This window comes from Alteraurantiacibacter aestuarii, assembly GCF_039523595.1.
Taxonomy (GTDB): Bacteria; Pseudomonadota; Alphaproteobacteria; order Sphingomonadales; family Sphingomonadaceae; genus Alteraurantiacibacter; species Alteraurantiacibacter aestuarii.
The window spans coordinates 1,406,173-1,426,444 of the sequence record NZ_BAAAFP010000002.1 but is presented as its reverse complement, the minus strand read 5'-3'; the positions used below and the strand labels follow the sequence as shown (position 1 = coordinate 1,426,444).

At 61.4% G+C, this 20,272-nt stretch carries 18 protein-coding genes; 7 read left to right on the top strand and 11 right to left on the bottom strand.

Annotated features, from left to right (window positions below; all coding sequences use genetic code 11):
- The first annotated feature begins 615 nt into the window (after positions 1-615).
- On the top strand, positions 616-1,911 hold the full coding sequence (locus ABDZ98_RS10475) for a MarR family winged helix-turn-helix transcriptional regulator (RefSeq protein ID WP_343807394.1): 1,296 nt from the start codon (positions 616-618) through the stop codon (positions 1,909-1,911).
- 78 nt (positions 1,912-1,989) lie between these two features.
- Here the strand turns inward: ABDZ98_RS10475 and ABDZ98_RS10470 are convergent, their stop codons facing one another.
- Positions 1,990-2,532 (bottom strand): hypothetical protein, encoded by a 543-nt coding sequence (locus ABDZ98_RS10470; protein ID WP_343807391.1) that lies wholly within the window; start codon positions 2,530-2,532, stop codon positions 1,990-1,992.
- Positions 2,533-2,654: 122 nt separating this feature from the next.
- A complete protein-coding gene (gene hppD / locus ABDZ98_RS10465; protein ID WP_343807389.1) occupies positions 2,655-3,746 on the bottom strand; it encodes a 4-hydroxyphenylpyruvate dioxygenase in 1,092 nt (363 codons plus the stop codon).
- A 113-nt stretch (positions 3,747-3,859) separates the two neighbouring features.
- Between hppD and ABDZ98_RS10460 the strand changes: the two genes are divergently transcribed.
- From ABDZ98_RS10460 to ABDZ98_RS10450, 3 genes are all read left to right on the top strand, one after another.
- The gene (locus ABDZ98_RS10460) at positions 3,860-4,168 is read left to right on the top strand and encodes an FtsB family cell division protein (RefSeq protein WP_343807387.1); all 309 of its coding nucleotides are present in this window, start codon (positions 3,860-3,862) and stop codon (positions 4,166-4,168) included.
- 138 nt (positions 4,169-4,306) lie between these two features.
- The gene (gene pdhA / locus ABDZ98_RS10455; RefSeq protein ID WP_425543036.1) at positions 4,307-5,458 is read left to right on the top strand and encodes a pyruvate dehydrogenase (acetyl-transferring) E1 component subunit alpha; all 1,152 of its coding nucleotides are present in this window, start codon (positions 4,307-4,309) and stop codon (positions 5,456-5,458) included.
- Positions 5,458-6,819, top strand: a complete 1,362-nt coding sequence (locus ABDZ98_RS10450; RefSeq protein WP_343807384.1) for a pyruvate dehydrogenase complex E1 component subunit beta — start codon at positions 5,458-5,460, stop codon at positions 6,817-6,819. Before pdhA ends, ABDZ98_RS10450 begins: the two co-directional genes overlap by 1 nt.
- 46 nt (positions 6,820-6,865) lie before the next feature.
- Here the strand turns inward: ABDZ98_RS10450 and ABDZ98_RS10445 are convergent, their stop codons facing one another.
- From ABDZ98_RS10445 to ABDZ98_RS10420, 6 genes are all read right to left on the bottom strand, one after another.
- A complete protein-coding gene (locus tag ABDZ98_RS10445; protein WP_343807381.1) occupies positions 6,866-7,783 on the bottom strand; it encodes a TadE/TadG family type IV pilus assembly protein in 918 nt (305 codons plus the stop codon).
- Complete coding sequence (locus ABDZ98_RS10440) at positions 7,780-8,376, bottom strand: TadE/TadG family type IV pilus assembly protein (RefSeq protein ID WP_343807378.1); 597 nt, start codon at positions 8,374-8,376, stop codon at positions 7,780-7,782. Before ABDZ98_RS10440 ends, ABDZ98_RS10445 begins: the two co-directional genes overlap by 4 nt.
- Positions 8,376-10,241, bottom strand: coding sequence for a pilus assembly protein TadG-related protein (locus ABDZ98_RS10435; protein WP_343807375.1), 1,866 nt, complete (start codon positions 10,239-10,241; stop codon positions 8,376-8,378). The genes ABDZ98_RS10440 and ABDZ98_RS10435 overlap by 1 nt, the downstream gene beginning before the upstream one ends.
- Before the next feature lie 147 nt (positions 10,242-10,388).
- Positions 10,389-10,850 carry a TadE/TadG family type IV pilus assembly protein gene (locus tag ABDZ98_RS10430; RefSeq protein WP_343807372.1) on the bottom strand — a complete coding sequence of 154 codons (462 nt, stop codon included), beginning with the start codon at positions 10,848-10,850 and terminating at the stop codon, positions 10,389-10,391.
- Positions 10,851-10,871: 21 nt separating this feature from the next.
- Positions 10,872-11,333 (bottom strand): TadE/TadG family type IV pilus assembly protein, encoded by a 462-nt coding sequence (locus ABDZ98_RS10425; RefSeq protein WP_343807369.1) that lies wholly within the window; start codon positions 11,331-11,333, stop codon positions 10,872-10,874.
- Positions 11,330-12,853 carry a Tad domain-containing protein gene (locus tag ABDZ98_RS10420; RefSeq protein WP_343807366.1) on the bottom strand — a complete coding sequence of 508 codons (1,524 nt, stop codon included), beginning with the start codon at positions 12,851-12,853 and terminating at the stop codon, positions 11,330-11,332. The genes ABDZ98_RS10425 and ABDZ98_RS10420 overlap by 4 nt, the downstream gene beginning before the upstream one ends.
- Before the next feature lie 347 nt (positions 12,854-13,200).
- Between ABDZ98_RS10420 and ABDZ98_RS10415 the strand changes: the two genes are divergently transcribed.
- Positions 13,201-13,857, top strand: a complete 657-nt coding sequence (locus tag ABDZ98_RS10415) for a hypothetical protein (RefSeq protein ID WP_343807363.1) — start codon at positions 13,201-13,203, stop codon at positions 13,855-13,857.
- A gap of 39 nt (positions 13,858-13,896) precedes the next feature.
- On the top strand, positions 13,897-14,361 hold the full coding sequence (locus ABDZ98_RS10410) for an EF-hand domain-containing protein (RefSeq protein WP_343807359.1): 465 nt from the start codon (positions 13,897-13,899) through the stop codon (positions 14,359-14,361).
- Positions 14,362-14,365: 4 nt separating this feature from the next.
- Here ABDZ98_RS10410 and trmFO read toward each other — a convergent pair whose 3' ends face one another.
- Positions 14,366-15,718 carry a methylenetetrahydrofolate--tRNA-(uracil(54)-C(5))-methyltransferase (FADH(2)-oxidizing) TrmFO gene (gene trmFO, locus ABDZ98_RS10405; RefSeq protein ID WP_343807357.1) on the bottom strand — a complete coding sequence of 451 codons (1,353 nt, stop codon included), beginning with the start codon at positions 15,716-15,718 and terminating at the stop codon, positions 14,366-14,368.
- Between the two features lie 45 nt (positions 15,719-15,763).
- Between trmFO and ABDZ98_RS10400 the strand changes: the two genes are divergently transcribed.
- Entirely contained in the window at positions 15,764-16,438 is a 675-nt protein-coding gene (locus tag ABDZ98_RS10400) for a lysoplasmalogenase family protein (protein ID WP_343807355.1), read from the top strand.
- An 11-nt stretch (positions 16,439-16,449) separates the two neighbouring features.
- Here the strand turns inward: ABDZ98_RS10400 and ABDZ98_RS10395 are convergent, their stop codons facing one another.
- Together ABDZ98_RS10395 and gyrA are read right to left on the bottom strand one after the other, a co-directional pair.
- The gene (locus tag ABDZ98_RS10395; RefSeq protein WP_343807352.1) at positions 16,450-17,229 is read right to left on the bottom strand and encodes a DUF2189 domain-containing protein; all 780 of its coding nucleotides are present in this window, start codon (positions 17,227-17,229) and stop codon (positions 16,450-16,452) included.
- A gap of 128 nt (positions 17,230-17,357) precedes the next feature.
- Positions 17,358-20,138: a DNA gyrase subunit A gene (gene gyrA / locus ABDZ98_RS10390; protein ID WP_343808933.1), complete on the bottom strand. Its 2,781-nt coding sequence runs from the start codon at positions 20,136-20,138 to the stop codon at positions 17,358-17,360.
- Between the last annotated feature and the right edge of the window lie 134 nt (positions 20,139-20,272).

Genomic DNA, 20,272 nt, shown 5'->3' with positions numbered 1-20,272 from the left:
TGCTGCCGCGATTTCTCATCCGGTCATTCACATCGGACATCACCAGTTGGCGATGAACCGAACGACCGGATATTCTCGAGGAAAAGAAACGCGCTGCCGGAAAATCCGGACATAGACGGGCGCTGGCAAGCGCTGCTGTCATTGGTTTCCTCCCCCAGCGGATAAGCCTATGAATCGGCCAATTCCGCACAAATCCGCACATATTCGTAGCTGTTGAGAGTGTCCAGTCCGGCAGGTGCCGCAAACTTGGGAAAAATCCTACGGGTCCGCCGTTTCCACTCTCTGTAACGCCCGATCAACGGTTGCCGGTGAAACCATCGTGAGGCATTTATGTTGGATTTCCTAGGGTTACGGAGATTGCATTGCGGCGCAGCGAAACAAAGTGTTGCTATCATGCATCGCCACCGCAACTTCCGTTCGCAACGCTGAGTTGACTTGGTCCAAATGGATTTTGCCGCAGAATTTCACCGATTGCCGAGCGATCGGGGTTGTCCTCCCGCACAAAACGGACATAGTCCCGCAAAGCGGTTGATGATTGCGCTGCCGGTCGGTGGTCAGTCCATCAAATGACAACATGAACACCAAGGGATGGGGGCTGGATCGATGGGCGTAAAGATGTCCCGTCCTGCGTGGCGAGATGCTCTGATCGCACATGCGATTGCGGTGCGTCAGTCGATTCTCAAAACCGGCGGATTGCCCTGCCTCGATATTGATCCCGATCCGGCAGGCTTTGCACAGGTGGTCCAGGCCATCGGTCCCATGGCCCACGAAGCCATTCGTATCGTTGAGGCCTATGCGATCGGAGCAGCCACCAGCGAGGTGCGCGCCGCCGGTCAGGCAGAAATGAATGCGGACGCGCCGCCGGAGTTCTTCGCGCGGCTGAACATCATCCTGAACGGCCTTGAACCCGTTGAAATTGCACGGGTGGAGACGCGCGGCGCATCGCCAAAGGTGATCCAGAGCGATCTTTGGCAATTGCTGTATAAAGTGCGTGAAAGCGCCGAAATGGCCTATGCGCGTGAGCTGGACCTGGTTGAGCTGGATCGGCGGATACTGTTCCTGCTGCACAATGTCGGCCCGCTGGTTCCCGCCGAAATTTCCAGTGCGGTGGGCGTCGACAAGGCGCAGGTCAGCCGGTCGGTCAAGCGCCTGCTGGAAATCAAGATGGTTGAGCGCGAGCAATTGCGCTCGCCACTACGGCTGACGCGCAAGGGGGCGGGGCACAGCGAACGCCTGCTGCGGCTCGCCGATCTGCGCAACCGCGAACTCACCTTTGATATCGGCGATGAAGAACTGGCACGCTTCTTCGCGGTCATTGAAAAACTGCTCGATCAGGCGGTGCTGCTGTACGAGCAGGAGCGCAAGCTGAGCCAGGGGCTGGAAACGACCCAGTTCCCGCGTCCCGGCGTGGCGGTGGAAAGCGAAAGCAGCTCTGGCGAGAAGATCGTGCTGGACCGCTCGCGGATCATTTCGCCACTGATGACCCTCAGCTCCTATTTCAGCCGCAGCGGATCACTCACCTTCAAGCGCTTGAGCGGATTGTCGAACTTTGAAGCGTGGGTTCTCAACGAGATAGGGATGAATCCTCACATCGATTGGAACACTCTGGTTGACCGGCTCGATCGCGATCACAGCCAGGCCGGGCGGACGATTAAATCGCTGATGGAGCGCGGACTGGTGGAGCGTGAAGGCAAGCCCGGACGCCGCCACGGATACTTCACCCCCAGTGCCGAAGGGCAGAAGATATACGAGGTCATTCAGGACACCAGCCGTCAGCGCAGCGCCTTTCTGCTGGCGCCCCTGTCCCAGTCCGAACGCAACGCATTCCTGGCCACATTCGACAAGATCAGGCGCAATGCCGTGGTCCAGCTCGAACGGGAGCGGGCATTTGAGGAACTGGGCCAGACCTGACGGGCACCGACCTGCTGAACTGGCCGTGCTGGCCGTTCAGCGCAGTCCGTTCAGCGCAGTCCGTTCAGCGCAGTCCGTTCAGCGCAGGCGGCGGATGCGCACCGAACGTTGGCCGTTGTACCGCATCAGGAAACTGTCCATCGCGGCACGCTGGATGGTGATTTCTGATCCACGGCGCGGCGGACCATAGGACCGGTCGACACTGTCGGAGAAAATCCACTGCGCGCCGTCTTCCAGCGTCAGCAGGTAGATACCCGGCTCACGCTGCGAAACGTCGGTAACGGTTGCGGTGATGGCATCGACACTGCCAGCCGGTGTCTGGAAACGATCAGGCGTGCGCACGTCCTCGCGGCCAAAACCGGCGACGCCGCCACCGGTCAGTGGAGCTCCGGCTCCGCCCTGGACAACCACTTCACCCGGAACGGTGTTGCGCGGATTGCCTCCGGCCGAACGGATGTTGTTGTCATAACAGGCCAGCCGCGCCGTGGGATCATCGATACGCGCACATTCGCGCATGATGTTCAGCACAATTGTCTCATTAACCTGCGCGGTGGCAGGAATGGCGAAAACCGTCAGCGTGGCGGCCCCGGCAAGCAGTATGGCAGCGCGATGCGCAATCATGGCGTAAGAAACTCCCTCTCAAGCCAGCAACAGTGGCGATGTGCGGGCCTGCGCGCAAGAGGCTTGCCATGGGCTGAATGCAAGTTTTCCCGGTTTACATTCGTTTGCCGCCGTGCCTGCCGTCAGCCGCCTGCCAGTTGCCGGCGCCGCTGGTCTTCTTCCATCGATCGGAACAGGGCGGAGATATTGCCTTCGCCAAACCCCTCGTCACCCTTGCGCTGGATGAATTCGAAGAACACCGGTCCGATGGCCAGCTGGCTGAAGATCTGCATCAGCAGGCGCGGTGTGCCAATCTGCGCGTCCCCGGTCTGGGTGGTGCCGTCGATCAGGATTGCGCGCTTGCGCAGTTCCTCCAGCGGCTCACCGTGGCCGGGCAGGCGCTCCTCCAGCTGATCGTAATAGGCATCGGGCGGGGGCGGGGCGAAGCGCAAGTCGTTGCGGGCCAGCGCATCCAGTGAGGCGTAGAGGTCCTGGCTGGCGAGCGCGATATGCTGGATTCCCTCGCCATTATAGGCGCGCAGGTACTCGGCGATCTGGCCCTTTCCATCGGCCCCGCCTTCTTCGTTGAGCGGAATGCGGATCTGGCCGTCGGGCGCCATCATCACCTTCGTGCTGAGGCCGGAATATTCCCCGGTCACATCGAACTGGCGGAATTCGCGAAAGCCGAAAATGCGGCTGTAGAAGCTCTCCCAATGGGCAATGCGGCCGTTGTAGAGGTTGTGGGTCAGGTGATCGATGCGCTCGAAACCCGCGCCCACGGGGAAGCGTTCCACATCATCTTCATAGATGAAATCAATGTCATAGATGCTCAGCTTCTCGCCATATCTGTCGATCAGATAGATCAGCGATCCGCCAATACCGCGCACGGCGGGAAGGCGCAGCTCCATCGGGCCGGTTGGCACTTCGACGGGTTCCGCCCCGCGTTCCAGCGCCATCGTATAGGCTCTGGTGGCGTTGCGGACTCGGAAGCCCATGCCGCAGGCGGAAGGCCCGTGCTCGGCGGCGAAATAGGCGGCGGGGCTGTGCGGTTCGTAATTGGCGATGAAGTTGATCTGGCGCTGGCGCCACAGCTGCACATCCTTGCTGCGATGGCGGGCGACGAGGGTGAAGCCCATGCGGCCAAAGGCCTCTTCCAGCACACCCTTTTCAGGGGCGCAGAATTCAAGGAATTCGAAACCGTCGAGTTCCAGTGGATTGTCGGATAGATCATTCATGGTTGCATATGTAACCAGTATGCCCCTCCGGAACAAGATTCACCTTGCGGCAATTTCAGTGCACCCATCCAAAAGTGCTTGAATCGGCGGGGCAAGTATGATTCTGTCACCATATGAACGCACCCGTCACCAAGCGCGACAAACTGACCCAGCTGTTTGCCCTGGCATGGCTGCTGATAATCGGCCTGCTTGCGCTCGCAGGACCGTACGGTTTGCTGTCCTGGGGGGAGCAGGTTTCGCTGCTCGACGATCGCGAACAGCAGATCGCCAGCCTGCAGGCGGAACGCGCGGTGCTGGTCAATCATGTGGAACTGCTCGATCCCGACAATGTCGACCCTGATTTTTCGAGCGAACTGGTCCGCGATAATCTCAACGTGGCCCACCGCGACGAGTATGTGATCGACCTCGACACGCAACCTTGACGGCACGGCCCAAAAGGTTTTTTCACCAAAACGGTTAATGGCGCTATCGAGGCGTTGCCAGCGCGTGAAACTTCGGCCTATAGGCTGGCCCGAAAGCGTCGCCATATCAATGCAGCGGTGCACAAAGGGACAGATATTTTGGCAAGATCCTCCTCTTCCGCATCCTCAGGCTCCAAATCGGCGGGCGCCAAGACTTCTGCCCCCAAGCGGGCCACACCCGGCAAATCAGCGACGAAAGCACCGGCGAATTCACCGGCTGCCGGCGGCGACAGTTTCGAACTGCGCAGCCTGCAGGACAGTTTCGAGCAGGACAAACGCTTCCACGCCGATGAGCAGACGCTGCTGACCTTCTATGAAAAGATGCTGTTGATTCGCCGGTTCGAGGAAAAGGCCGGGCAGCTCTACGGTCTGGGCCTGATCGGCGGTTTCTGCCACCTCTACATCGGCCAGGAAGCAGTGGCCGTGGGCCTGCAAAGCGCGCTGGAAGAGGGCAAGGACAGCGTCATCACCGGCTACCGCGATCACGGCCACATGCTCGCTTACGGCATTGACCCCCGGGTCATCATGGCAGAGCTGACCGGGCGCGAGGCGGGCATCAGCCGCGGCAAGGGCGGCTCCATGCACATGTTCAGCACCGAGCGCGCGTTTTACGGCGGCCACGGCATTGTCGGCGCGCAAGTGCCACTGGGCGCAGGTCTGGCTTTCGCGCATCAATATCGCGGCGATGGCGGCCTGTGCGTTTCCTATTTCGGCGATGGCGCCGCCAATCAGGGCCAGGTCTATGAGACGTTCAACATGGCCAGCCTGTGGAACCTGCCGATCATTTTCGTGGTCGAGAACAATCAGTATGCGATGGGCACCTCGGTCTCGCGCAGCTCCGCCGAAACCGAATTCTATCGGCGCGGCACAGCCTTCCGCATTCCCGGCATGGAAGTGAACGGCATGGACGTGCTGGAAGTGCACCAGGCCGCCAAGGTTGCGGTCGAGCATGTGCGCGGCGGCAACGGTCCGGTGCTGATGGAACTCAACACTTATCGCTATCGCGGCCACTCCATGTCCGACCCGGCCAAATATCGCAGCCGTGAGGAAGTGCAGGGCGTGCGCGAGAAGAGCGATCCCATCGAAATGGCCAAGGCCGAATTGCTCAAGCTGGGCGTGGACGAGGACAAGTTGAAAGACATCGACAAGGCAATCCGCGCAAAGGTGGCAGACGCTGCCGACTTTGCCGAGAAATCACCCGAGCCGGAGCCTTCAGAGCTCTACACCGATATTCTGGTGGGGAATTACTGATGGCCGTCGAACTGAAAATGCCCGCGCTTTCCCCCACGATGGAGGAAGGCACGCTGGCCAAATGGCTGGTCAAGGAAGGCGACACGGTTTCCGCCGGTGACGTGCTGGCCGAGATCGAAACCGACAAGGCCACGATGGAATTCGAAAGCATCGATGAAGGCGTGGTCGGCAAGATCCTGATCGAGGAAGGCGCCGAGAATGTGAAAGTCGGCACGGTGATCGCAATCCTCGCCATCGATGGTGAGGACGTGTCTGCCGCGTCTGCTCCGGCTGCCGAGGCTGCGCCCGCACCGGCTCCAGCCGCAGAACCTGCCGCTGCAGCGGCCAAGCCCGCCGCGGCCGAGCGGCCAGCTGATCCGGAAATCCCTGCCGGCACCAACATGGCCAAGCTGACCGTACGCGAAGCGCTGCGCGATGCCATGGCCGAGGAAATGCGCCTGGATGAGCGCGTGTTCGTGATGGGTGAGGAAGTGGCCGAGTACCAGGGTGCCTACAAGGTCACCCAGGGCCTGCTGGAAGAGTTCGGCCCCAAGCGCGTGATCGATACGCCGATCACCGAATATGGCTTTGCCGGTATCGGCACGGGCGCGGCGATGGGCGGCCTTCGTCCGATCGTGGAATTCATGACCTTCAACTTCGCCATGCAGGCGATTGACCACATCATCAATTCCGCCGCCAAGACCAATTACATGTCCGGCGGCCAGATGCGCTGCCCGATCGTGTTCCGTGGCCCCAATGGCGCTGCCAGCCGCGTGGGCGCGCAGCACAGCCAGAACTATGCCCCGTGGTACGCCAGTGTCCCCGGCCTGATCGTGATCGCGCCCTATGACGCATCTGACGCCAAGGGCCTGATGAAAGCCGCCATTCGCTGCGACGATCCGGTTGTCTTCCTTGAGAACGAACTGGTTTACGGCAACAGCTTCGAAGTGGCCCAGCTGGATGACCACGTGCTGCCAATCGGCAAGGCGCGGATCATGCGCGAAGGCTCGGACGTGACGATCGTATCCTATTCGATCGGCATCAAGTTCGCGCTGGAAGCAGCCGAGGAGCTTGCAGGGCAGGGCATTGAGGCCGAAGTGATCGACCTGCGCACATTGCGACCGCTCGATACCGCAACGATCCTGGAAAGCCTGGCCAAGACCAATCGCCTGATTGTGGCCGAGGAAGGCTGGCCGGTCTGCTCAATCGCATCCGAAGTGATTGCCGTGTGCATGAACGAGGGCTTCGATTTGCTCGATGCGCCGGTGATGCGCGTGTGCAATGAAGACGTTCCGCTGCCTTATGCCGCCAATCTGGAAAAGCTGGCGCTGATCGATGCCGCGCGCATCGTCGAGGCGGCGAAGAAGGTCTGTTACCGCTGATCAGGGCTGCTGTTTGGCGGGGCCAGGCGGGGTCGGCCAGGCGGGGCTAGGGTTTTCCACCGCCGCGCGGTGGCCTGCCAGAGCCGCCGCCGCGTGGAGGTCGGCCCGGGCCGCCTGAAGTAGTCGATCCGCCGGTCGATGACCAAGGCCCTCCGCTGGTGCTGGTGGTTGATCCACCGCCGGTCGATGACCACGGCCCGCCACCGGTACTGGTTGATGAACTGCCGCCCGAAGTGGATGTGCTTCCTCCGCTGGTGGTGCCACCGGTATCTGCGCCACCTTCAAGCCTTGTGCCCCCATAGACCGCGCAATCGGCAACAGCGTCCGGGCTTGACGGGTCGCGCTGGTAAATGCGCGTCAGGTCGCGGCTGTCGCGAACGGTAAAGCTGGCCCGGGCGCGGATGGTCGTTTCCATGCCAAAGGGATCACCGATCAGCGGCTCATACTCATAGGCGAGCTCGACAAACATCACCGCTTCGGAGGCAAAGGCGATCACCTCTTCTCCCGGCGGTCCCATTCCGGGGAAATTGCTGCCCAGTCCATCGCCCTCAAGGCCGTAGGTCGATTCATAACCGAGTTCGCCCATGCAGCGCTGCCAGTGAATATATTGATCGTCATCAGTGCCCGGCACGACTTCCAGGCTGCTGAGGATCACGCGTCCATTGCCGTAAAGGTCCAGATTGCTGCCGCCCTGCGTTTCCGCGCCGTAGAACAGATCCTGGATATCGCCTTCGTAGATGCGCCGATCCTCCAGCGTGGATTCGTCGCCAATTCGCGAGGCATTGTCGGCGATATGCACGGCCAGCTGGTTGATCTGCATCTGCACGATCGCCCGATTGCTCAGCTCCATGCCGGTAAGCCCGAGGCTGAGCAGGATGGGGAATGTCAGCGCAAATTCGGTAGCGGCCAGACCGCTGCTTTCGCGCAGCAGGCGCTTCAGTCGCGCGGTGAAATGCCGGGTCATGTGCAATTCCCCACGGTGACCGTCAAATCCTGGGTTGCATAGGGCTGGTTGCGCAGCACGGTGCGCGCCACGGTCGTCACCGTTGGCGGCAAGCCGATCATCATGTGCAGCGGGAACTTGCGGTCATAGGTGACAGATACGGTGTACAGCACCGCATCGCGCGCGCCGCCACCGCCAGCGGTTCCCCGGTCGGAATCCCAGCTGTTGTTGCCGTTCACATCTTCGAACGGCTCGCCCGCATTGCACACGCCATCATCGTTGAGATCGGTGAAGTCTTCCGGGCGCGAGATATCGGCGAAATTGGTGTAGGCATCGCGTTCGAACTCAAATGTCGCATTGCCCACCAGGTTCTGCACGGACCGCGTGACCCTGGCGTCTATGGTGGCAGAGGTCGCCGGGCCGCCTTCGATCGATGAATCGCGAGCCGCCTTCTGGATGGCCCCTTCCAGCATGGAGGCGGCATAGATGTTGTACGACATGTCGAACATGCCCAGCAGCGCCAGGATCAACACTGGCGCCACCAGCGCAAACTCAACCAGCGCAGCCCCGCAATCATCCTTGCGCAGCGCACGAATATGCCGGAAAACAGCCATCAGCGCGCCACCCGCAGCTGGCCCATCTGGCGCGCGATATCGCTGAATGTCTGTTCCAGCTGAGCCGCATCGTCCGCCACGAAATAGCGCTCTGGCCCGGAACAGGTCTCCATGATGGAATTGGCCTGCGTGCCGAAGCTGATGACCCACACCTGGATGTTGCGCTTCTTTACCTCTTCGCAGGCGAAGGCGAAACGGCTTTCAACCGTCTGTGTCAGAGTCATCGGCGAGGCCGGGCTCCAGCGCCGGCGGTCAATCGGCTCCAGCCCGTAGCTGCCATAGCTGATATCATTGGGCGCAGTTTCGCCATCGGTCAGGAAGATCAGGTGCCGGGTGGTGGGCGTGGCGGAGCTGACGTCGGCATTGTCCGCCGCGAACAGGCCCGTGGGGGAGAGCAGCCGCCCGCCCCAGATCATGCCGATATCGTGATAGGTGTTGCCGCCCGCAGTAAGCGTGGCAAGATAGTTCGAAAGATCGGTGGAGGTCATTTCCGCCAGCCTGCGGGCAGCGGGCGGGCAGCGCGCGGCATTCATGCTCGATGGCCGGACGTAGTCGTCCTGCGTAACGCGCTGCTGGGTGCGGAATGAACCGGTGCCATCCCATTTCATTTCCCGCGCAAAAATGCTGGCCGGGTACATCGGGCGCCACTTGGTGTCGTCATCGTCCGTTGGGACCAGATCGATGTTGAGATCCAGCGCCCGCGTCAGGTCGACATTGTCATAATCGCTGATTTCATAGGTCGAGCGCTCCTCGATGCAGGTGTTGGCCGCCGGATCGGTGCGCCAGCCAGAAACATCCATCGTCAGCTGCTTGTAGCGCCAGAACAGCGCCGGGTTTCTGCTCGGCTCGGTGACCAGCTCGTAGTTCTCGACATAGGAATTATAGTCGGTGCGCTCCACAATGCAGGTCGATCCGGAGATCGTCTGCGAGAAGGAATATCCATCCTGGCTGCGTCGCCGGGATTCTACCGTCTGCGTGCCGGAAGGCGGGCCGGTGAAGCGATAGGTGGCGCTCGACACACGAACATCGGTCTCGGTCACGTCGTCTTGCGGGAGCGTCCGCTCGCATCTGTAGGCACCGCCGCTCCAGTTGGCCCGATAGGTGCTGACCGTGTTGTTTTCATTCTTGGACCCGCTCACCCGCCGCCAGTTGCGTTCATAGGTGGTGGTGCCCGAAACAGTCAGATTGGCCACTGGCTCGCGCGATTGATAAGCCCATTCGTCCACCAGCCAGTTGTCCTGCAACAGGCCGCCGACATTCACATTGGTGGAATAGGGGACAAATCCGAACCGCAGCCGCGTGCCCGCAGTCGTGGATGCGGTCATCTGGTTGTAGAAGCCGGTGACGGTGTCCTGCAACGCCTCGATCTTGGTTTGCGTATCGCCGGGATTGGTCAGCGTCATGGACCCGGTGACGTCCAGAACCATCATGATGTCGGTGTTGGACATGTTCAGCTGGGCCTGGCACGAGACCGAGATCGGCACTTCGCTGAAGCCAAAGGCCTGCATGATCGTGGTGGGCATGATCGCCGATGCCGTTCCGGTGATGGCGAAGTTGTCCTCCAGCACCATCTCGAATTCCCGGTCCTCGCTGCCATAGGCACCGTCGGGGAAGTTGATGTTGAAGAAGCGCTGGCCGGTATCACCCACCTCGTCGGGAACTTCCGAATTCACCGATGCCAGCGTGCCAAGGCGCTTTCTGGCCGCCAGTACGCCGGAATCGCAGGCTTGCTGCAACCGGGTCTGTGCCAGATAGCCCCGGCCCATATCGATACCGCTGCCGATCAGCGCCAGCAGCGGGAAAAGCGATGCGGCAAAGATGATGATGACATTGCCCGAATGATCGCGCGCAAGGCGCGTGAACACGCGAGAAAGGGCGTGCAGGCAAGAGGGCAGGGGGCCGGTCATGCCCGCGTACATAGGCGATGGCGCGTAAGCGCAGCGTTTACGCCTTTGGTTAATTTGAACGCAACTTTCGGCCAGGAATGGCGGAATTCTGCGCCTCTGCAATGGTTACGGTGTGGTGGTTTCCAGCAGGAAAATCGGGCGCGTATAGCTCACGAAAGGTCCGTTCAACCCGAACCCGTCCAGCAGGCTGTTCACTTCATAGGTGATCACGATCTGCAGTTCCCGGGCGCCGGAAACGCGCTGGGTGGATGCGGTGGTGATGTAGGCGTTGACCCTGCTCGCTTCCAGCATATAGGGCGCGCCCTGCGCGTGGTTCAGGGCATAGGTCTGGATCTGCGAATTGGACAGATTATTGCCGGTCTGGTGCTGCACCATCGCATAGCGCGCGACATCGGCCGAGACATTGCGGACTGCATTGTAGTTCTGCAACGCCATGCCGATTTGCAGCACGCCGAACATCAGCACCAGCAGCACCGGTCCCACCAGGGCAAATTCAACCGCCATGGAGCCCTGGCTATCGGCGGGCAGGCTCCTGAGGCGTTTGATCATGGCGTTGAAACTTATCATTATCTGGTCCTGCTTCCCGGTCTAGCCGACCTGGATTGAACGGCGAACGCTGAAATAGACCGGTTCGGATATGCCGAACGATGTCCACACCGGCGTATAGGTATCGAACATCAGCACCCGCACGTATTCGGTAACGGTTCCGGTGCCGCTGCAATCCGTATTCGCCAGCACATAATCCGACGCAGTTCCGCAACGGTAAACGGGATAGACCCAGACCTGCCAGGAAGACAGGCCGGTGGAGGCCTTGATGATGTCCCGCAGGGTTTCGCGGTCCGCTGCGGTTTCGGGGATTTTGGCGCGCACTACGGCCGCCGCCTCGGCTGCCGCACCCTGCAATTCGGTCTGCCGCGCAACCAGCCTGCTCACCTCGAACCCGCCCAGCGTCAACAGCAGCAGCACAGGCACGACAAAGGCTGTCTCGATCGCGATCGAGCCCCGTTCATGCCCGAGCAGGCGAAACAGCAGTTTGCGCAGGGCGATCACGCGACCAGCCTGACCTTCGCCGCGATATTGGCGACGGTGGTGTCTTCTGAAGAACCCGACGGGCAGAAGGTGGACATGTCGGTCGTGCCCGTCAGCGTGATGGTGTTGGCGGCAATCATCAGGCACTGGCTGGTCACCGATGCGGTGCCCGAAAACGTCACATTGCTGACCGGGAAATAGATTGTCCCGTTCAGGACAGTGTTGGAATTGCCGTTGATGTCATTGCGGCTGCTGCCGCCAGATTGCCGGTCCTCGAACACCAGCATGCCGGCCAGCTTGTTGGCATCCTCGGCAGCAACGCCGCGGGCAATCAGATCGGACGCCTGAATGGCCGTGAGGTTGACGTCGGCACCACCGCGAATCTTGATGTAGGCACCGTTCTTGAGCACGAACATGACGTTCGATCCGGTCACTTCATACTGGCCGGTAATGTCGATACCGCCACCATCGATGATGTACACGCCAGTGGCGAAGGTCGTTCGGCAGCCTACGTGGATATTGGTGTAGGTTCCAGGCGAGAGACTGCCCGCCAGCGTGCCCCCGCTCGTCGTCACATTGCTGTATGTCCTGGTGATGGTGGTGGTGCGCCGTTCCCAGATCTTGTTGCTGCCACTGCCGGAAACCTGCGTCCACGCCGCCGAGGTGGAAGTGACGCTGCCGGCCTGCGTACTGCTGCTGACGGCCTGACCATAGGTAAAGTCCGAAGAGGTCGTATCCGGCTTGGGACTGCCATAGATGTATGGCGTAGCGTTGCTCTTGTTCGACCCCTTGAAATAGTCATAGTTGACCGTTGTAGCCTCGCGCACATCGGCAATGGTGCTGCCTGCGGTGGAGCTGCAGCTATAGGTGCGGGCGACCTGGCTTTCGGTCGGATTGGGTGGGGTGAGATGTTCGAACGGATCGTACAGGCCGTCCATATTCTCCATGATGACGTCATCGGTGTTGGTATCGAACCAGTCATCAATACCGCCGCGTGCCAGAATCCAGCCAGCCTGAACCGTGGGGTTGCCGTTGGCGATGATTGCGTTCGGATCATCGGACAAGGCTGCCATTCCGCAACCCGCTGTAAGCGATGCGTTACCGCCGATAGTGATGGCACCGTCTTCGTCATCATCGACAGCGATGAGGCACGAGGTGAAGGTGGTGCCTTCATTGAAACTGGCCTGGGCATAGGCATAGATTGTCGCCTGGCGCCCGGTCAGGAAGTTGGAGAAGGGCAGGGCCTTGCCGGCCGTCGCACTCACCGCCACCGAGTTATTGCTGCCACCGGCCCAGTTGGCCAGAGCGATCGTGGGCGATACGGTAAAATCCTCGATCACGGACAGGTTCGCGTTGAATTCCTGCTGTGCGCGCGTGACATAGCTGCTTTCCGTGGCGGAATCGGCGCGGGCCCACGCACCGGCCACAGCCGCCTGATCGACGGCATACTGCAATTCACGCTTCCACATGTACCACTGCGCCAGATCCACACCCAGACCAGCGCCGCCGATCAGAACCGGCATCCCGAGTGCTACCAGCATGGTCGCATTGCCACTGGTATTACCTCGTAGGTTGTTGAGCATCTTTCGAATCGGACCGGGCATGGGAGGGACCTCACCTGCAAATTGACTAGTGCGTCACATTCCCTACGGATTGCATGGTCACTACCTCATAAAGACAGTTGGTTAATGTCTGGCAATGATTGAAAATTGTTGATTTAACTCGATAGATTGTTGCGTGCCTGGCAGCAGGCCCGGCGGATCAGGTGCATTTGCGGCCATATCCGGTTCCGATCGGCCGGATTGATGGACCAGGTCAGCTGTGTGACCAGCGTGTGACATTCACCGGCGCTTGCAAATCCGGCGCCGGGTGGCGAAAGCACCTGGAGATGACTTCGCACCCCGCAGACAGCTTGCCAATCGCCCAGCGCCTGGCGCTTTCCTATGCCCCGGCAAGGGCGCGCGACGCGTGCCTTACGCTGTTCCTGCTGGACAATCGCCTGGCCGATATCATGCGCCAGCGCAGCGAAATCATCATCGCGCAGATGAAGCTGGCATGGTGGCGTGACCGGCTGAGTGAAGACCCGCGCGCATGGCCGCAGGGCGAGCCCCTGCTGGCCCGCCTGCAACAGTGGAGCGCTGCTCCGGGTGATCTGCTGCCGCTGGTCAATGGCTGGGAGCGGCTTCTGGCCGATGACCTCACCGCGTCCGCGATGCATGAATTTGCGCAAGGCCGCGCACTGGCGTGGCAGGCGCTTGGTGCCGTCAGCGCGGGCGGGGGCGGCGCGCAGCATGTGCAGCAGGCGGCGCATGAGTGGGCTCTGGCCGATCTGGCGCTCAATCTGGGCACGGCGGAGGAGGCGCAGGCCGCGCGCACGCTGGCGCTCGCCGGGCCGTGGCAGGCAAAGGCACTGCCCCGGGCGGTGCGACCTTTGGCGGTGTTGCGAGGATTGTCCCGCCGCGCGCTCGATCGGGGCAGCACGGAAGTGCTCGATGGACCGGGCGCTGCACTGCTTGCCTTGCGGATTGGCCTGACAGGGCGCTAAACCCCTGTAACCAAGTCTGATGATGGAGGCTCAATCGGCATGAACAGGATCGTCCTGGGAGCATTTGCGGCATTCGTGCTGCTGGGGACCGGGCTGTTCTGGTGGCAGGGCCGCGCGCAAGTGGAGCGGGGCGCGCCGCCGCCCGATCCCGCCGCGCTTGGGCCGCAAGTCGATCCCGGCGCGTTGCCACAAGCCGACATTGCCGGTCTTCAGGGTCCGGCCCCGCCCGAAAGCACCGAATTATCGCGCGAGGAGCGGCGTTTCTTTCGCTATGATCGCAACCGCGACCGCAAGATCACCCGCAATGAAATGCTCTCCAGCCGCACCGATGCCTTTCGCGATCTGGATACGGACGGAAACAACCTGCTGACGTTCGAGGAATGGGCGATCACCACGGCAGAGCGGTTCGATGGCATGGATGCCAATGGCAATGGCGAGCTGACGCCGGCCGAATTTGCCACCAGCGCGCCGAAGCCGCGCCCCACGCCAGGATGTTCCTGCTGATATATCAGGCTGGAACAGCCTCCAGCCCCGCCAGCCAGACGCCGAAATCTTCCTTGCCGCGCTCGGTATAGGCTTCCTTGCGCTGCTTCTTCTTCACATCGTGCAGCGGCGGGAACAGGCCGAAGTTGATGTTCATCGGCTGATAGGAGCTGGCTTCGGCATCGCCGGTGATATGCGCCAGCAGCGCTCCCATGGCCGATGTGCGCGGCGGACCTTCCCAGCGCTCGCCCGCCAGTTCGGTGGCTGTCATCATACCCGCCAGCAGCCCCACGGCAGAGCTTTCGACATAACCCTCGCAGCCGGTAATCTGCCCGGCGAAGCGGATATGTTCGGCGCCTTTCAGCCGCAGCTGACGATCGAGCAGCATGGGTGAATTGATGAAAGTGTTGCGATGCATCCCGCCAAGCCGCGCAAATTCGGCGTTCTGCAGGCCGGGAATGGTGCGCAGCAGTTCCACCTGCGCGCCATATTTCATCTTGGTCTGAAAGCCGACCATGTTCCACAGCGTGCCCAGCTTGTTGTCCTGCCGCAGCTGCACCACTGCATGCGCCCAGCGGCCCTGCGGAAATTCCTCTGTGGCCGTGTGCGGATTATCCAGCCCCACTGGCTTCATCGGGCCGAAGCGCAGCGTATCCAGACCGCGCTCTGCCATCACCTCGATCGGCATGCAGCCATCGAAATAGGGGGTGTCGGCCTCCCATTCCTTGAACTCGCCCTTTTCGGCGTCGAGCAGGCCCTGGTGGAAGGCGAGGTACTGCTCCTCTGTCATCGGGCAGTTGATGTAATCCTTGGTGTCACCCTTGTCCCAGCGGCTCGCCATCCAGCAGATATCCATGTCGATGCTGTCGTAATGGACGATGGGAGCAATGGCGTCGAAGAACGCCAGGCGGTCTTCTCCGGTGGTGCTGACGATGCTCTGCGCCAGCGATTGCGCGGTCAGCGGGCCGGTGGCGACGATGGTCAGGCCTTCGGTGGGCAACTGGTCCACCGTCTCGCGCACGATTTCGATATTCGGGTGCGCCTCCAGTTCCTTCTGCACTTCGGCGGAGAACACGTCGCGGTCCACCGCCATCGCCGTGCCTGCGGGCACGCGGGCAATTTCGCCTGCGCGCATGATGATCGAATCGAGGCGACGCATCTCGTGATGCAGCAGGCCCACGGCGTTCTTCTCGTCATCATCGCTGCGGAAGGAATTGGAGCAGACCAGTTCGGCCAGTCCGTCTGTCTGGTGGGCAGGGGTGGTTGCGCCGGAACCGCGCATTTCGGACAGGCGAACCTTCACGCCGCGCCGCGCCAGCTGCCAAGCCGCTTCGCTGCCAGCCAGACCGCCGCCGATAATATGCACATCATAAGTCATGCCGCAGCGCTTGCAGCGGCGCGCTGTTCGGGTCAAGAGATGGCCATGCCAAGACGCGCCCTAATCGATCAACGCCCATACCTGCTGCTGTCGGTCGCGGCCGCACTGGCTTTCTATTACCTGCGCGCAACGCCGCTGCCCGAACTCTACCTGCTGCTGATCAAGGGATCGGCAGTGGCGCTGCTGGCGATTTACGCCGCAGTGCGCCATTCCAGCGCCGATGCGCGGTTGCTGGCCTGGGCTTTGGGCGCGGCGGCACTCGGCGACATGGCGATAGAGCTGGACCGCACGATTGGCGGGTGGCTGTTCTTCCTGTTCCACATTCTGGCGCTGGGCGTATTCCTGCGCAACCGCCGCGATCAGCTGAGTGGACCGCAAAGCTGGGTGGTCGGCCTGACGCTGATCCTGACGCCGGTCATTGCCTGGTTCATGCCCGCAGACCGCAATATGGCATGGGAAGTGGGGCTGTATGCGCTGGCGCTGGGCGGCATGGCATCGGGCGCATGGGCGAGCAATTTCCCGCGTTACCGCGTGGGGGCAGGGGCCATGCTGTTCCTGGCGTCGGACTTCCTGCTGTTTGCCGAAATGGGGCCGCTGGCCGGTTCCGATATCCCGCGCATCATGGTCTGGCCGATCTATTATCTGGGCATGTTCCTGATCTGCACCGGCGTTATCCAGACATTGCGCAAGCGCGATCCTGAGCTGCGGGTGGTCAAGTAGGCGCGCGCCTTTCAGTCAGCCCTTGCTACCGCACGGCGATAGAGGTGCCATGTGGCATGGCCGAGGACGGGCAGCACCACCAGCAGGCCAAGGAAGAAGGGCAGGATCGCCAGTAACAGCATCACCGCCACCACCGCCGCCCAGACCATCAGCGTAAAGGCGTTTTTCAGCACCGTGCCAATGCTCACGACGATTGCGGTGATGACGTCGACATCCCGGTCAACCAGCATGGGCAGGCTGAATACCGTGACTGCGTAAAACACCATCGCCATCGCCCCGCCGATGACGCTGCCGAACAACAGCATCATCAAGCCATCCTGCGTGTAAATCAGGTCAATCCAGTCCGCCCCCAGGTTCGATCCCGACATGAAGATGGCGAAGATGCCGTGCGCCACCATCAGCCAGAAACTGAAGGCGATGAACACAAGGCCGCCCATCAGCAGCAATTGCTCGTCCCCGCGGCCCAGCAATGCGCCAAGAACCGATTTCCAGCTGAGGGGCAGGCCTGCCTCGCGTCTGCGGCTGACCTCATAAAGACCGGCAGCTGCAAATGGCGCGATCAGGGGGAAGCCCGCCACGGCGCCGATCAGCCACTGGATCTCTCCGCGCTCAACCAGCGCAAAATAGAGGAACAGGCCCGTCGCCACGTAAATCGCGGCAAAGAACAGCCCGTATTTCGGGTGCGCCAGAAAATCGCGCCAGCCTGCATTTAGCGCAGCCCCCAGATCGCCCGGCTTGAGATCGGTGGCGACCGATAGCTGCATGATCTGAACCTGTTCGCCAGAAGCCATGCCAATCCCCCTCCCACAGGAAACTGCAAGCGAGGGTGCAACAATCATGTCCGGACTGCAAGACTCGTCAGTCTTCAGTCCGAATGGGCCAAGGCCTCAGGTCTGGAGCGCCGGCAACCGCCGGAAGATCAATCCTCGCCCGTCTCGCCCGTCCCACCCGTCATGTCATCATCGCTTTGGGGCGTGGTGTAAGGCTCGGTAACGTCATCGCCGCCGCGCTTTTCGACCAGAGCTTCGACGATCGCCTCTTCCACCTCGGTTTCGGGGGCCTCTTCCTCGTCAATGCGCACGGCGGATACGACATGCTCATTCTTGCCGACATCGAACAGGCGCACGCCTGCGGTGTTGCGGCCAAGGATGCGCAGTGAATCGAGGCCGATGCGGATCAGCTTGGCCTGATCGGTCACCAGCATCAGCTGGTCCTGCCTTGTGGCGGTGAAGCTGGCGACAACCGGGCCGTTGCGGGCGATATTGTCAATGTTGACCACGCCCTGTCCGCCGCGCCCGGTCTGCCGGTATTCATAGGCGGACGACATCTTGCCATAGCCATTGGCGCAGATGGTGAGGATGAACTCCTCCTCTGTCGCCATAGCCTGCTGGTCTTCGGTCAGCGGCGGAGCGTCCTCATTACCCTTCCACGGGGCCACGCGCAGATAATCCTCGCGCGCTTCCACGTCGGGCAGGTCGCCGCGCAGGATCGACAGCGAGATAACCTCGTCATCGCCCTTCAAATTCATTCCGCGCACACCGGTGGAGGTACGTGAGGTGAATTCGCGCACTTCATCGCCGGCAAAGCGGATCGCCTTGCCGCTGCGCGATGCCAGCAGCACGTGATCGTTCTCCTCCAGCAAGGCCACGCCGATCAGCTTGTCCGCCGATCCTTCTTCAAAGCGCATGGCCAGCTTGCCGTTGGAGGGGATGTTGGCGAAGGCATCCATGGAATTGCGCCGCACGCCGCCCTTGGCCGTGGCGAACACCACGCTGAGCGCGCCCCAGCTGTCCTCATCTTCGGGCAACGGCAGGACGGTGGCGATGGTCTCCCCCTGATCCAGCGCGGGCAGCAGGTTCACGATCGGGCGACCGCGTGTGTTGGGCCCGCCTTCGGGCAGCTTCCACACCTTCAGGCGGTAAACCTTGCCCGCGGTGGAGAAGAACAGCACCGGATTATGCGTGCTGGTGACGAACATGGAGGAAATCGCATCCTCGTCCTTCGTGCTCATCCCGGCGCGGCCCTTGCCGCCGCGATGCTGTGCGCGGAAGGTGGAGAGCGGGGTGCGCTTGATATAGCCATCGAGCGTGACCGTCACGACCATCTCGTCGCGCTCGATCAGGTCCTCGTCTTCCAGACCATCCCATGCAGGCGCGATTTCGGACACGCGCGGCGTGGCATAGAGATCGCGGATTTCCTTCAGCTCACCGCGCATCACTTCATACAGCTTCACCCGGTCACCCAGGATCGCCAGATATTCGGCAATGTCGACGGACAATTCTTCCAGCTCACCGCCGATTTCATCGCGGCCAAGCGCGGTCAGGCGATGCAGGCGCAGGTCCAGAATGGCCTTCACCTGCCGCTCGGACAGGCGGTATGTACCGCCGGCCTGCTCGGCATCGGGTTCGATCGCTTCGACCAGGCGGATATATTGCGCAATCTCGCCAATCGGCCATTCGCGCTCCATCAGCTTGGCGCGCGCCGTGGCCGGGTTGGGCGAGGAGCGGATGATCTTCACCACCTCGTCCATGTTGGACACGGCAACCACCAGACCCAGCAGGATATGCGCCCGGTCCCGCGCCTTGTTCAGTTCGAACTTGGTGCGCCTTGTGATGACCTCTTCACGGAACTGGATGAAGGCCTGAATGATATCGCGCAGCGCCAGCGTTTCCGGCCGACCGCCACGGATCGCCAGCATGTTGGCGGGGAAGGAGGATTGCGCGGGCGTGTGTCGCCAGATCTGGTTGAGCACCACTTCGGCAGTGGCGTCACGCTTCAGTTCCACCACCACGCGCACACCTTCGCGCGAACTCTCGTCGCGAATGTCCGTTATGCCTTCGATGCGCTTTTCCTTGGCGGCATCGGCAATCTTTTCGACCAGGCCGGACTTGCCCACCTGGAAGGGGATGGAGGTGAGCACGATCGTCTCACGGTCACCGCTGCGCGTCTCAATCTCATGGCGGCAGCGCATCAGGATGGAGCCGCGCCCGGTGGTATAGGCGGATTTCGCGCCCGCCGTGCCCAGGATCAGCGGGCCGGTGGGGAAATCGGGGCCGGGAATAATCTCGAACAATTGTTCGGACGTGATGCCCGGATCGTCCATATAGGCAAGGCAGCCGTCGATCACTTCGCCCAGATTATGCGGCGGGATGTTGGTGGCCATGCCCACGGCAATACCGCCCGCGCCATTGACCAGCAGGTTGGGGAAGCGCGCAGGCAGGACATTGGGTTCGGACCGGGAACCGTCGTAATTGTCGACGAAATCGACCGTGTCCTTGTCCAGATCCTCCAGCAGCGTTCCGGCTACCTTGGCCAGGCGCGCTTCGGTATAGCGCATGGAGGCAGGCGGATCGGGGTCCATGCTGCCGAAGTTGCCCTGACCATCGAGCAGCGGCACGCGCAGCGACCACGGCTGCGTCATGCGGGCCAGCGCATCGTAAATCGCGCTGTCACCGTGCGGATGGTAGTTACCCATCACGTCACCGACGATCTTGGCCGATTTGCGATAGGGCCGGTTGAACAGGAAGCCGCCTTCCTGACAGGCATAGAGAATGCGGCGGTGAACAGGCTTCAGGCCGTCACGCACGTCTGGCAAGGCCCGCGAAACGATCACGCTCATCGCGTAATCGAGATAGCTGGTCTTCATCTCATCGACGATGTCGATGCGTTCATATTCGCCCGGAAAACTGGGCTGGATCATGGTTTCGGTATCGTCGCTCACCTGCGATTGTCGCCTGCTATTGTTATTGCCTATTGGTGACGTGCCCAACCTTAGGGGAAGGGGGCAGGGGAAGCCACCCAAACCGCCTGCAAGGAGCCATCTGGCGGGCCTTT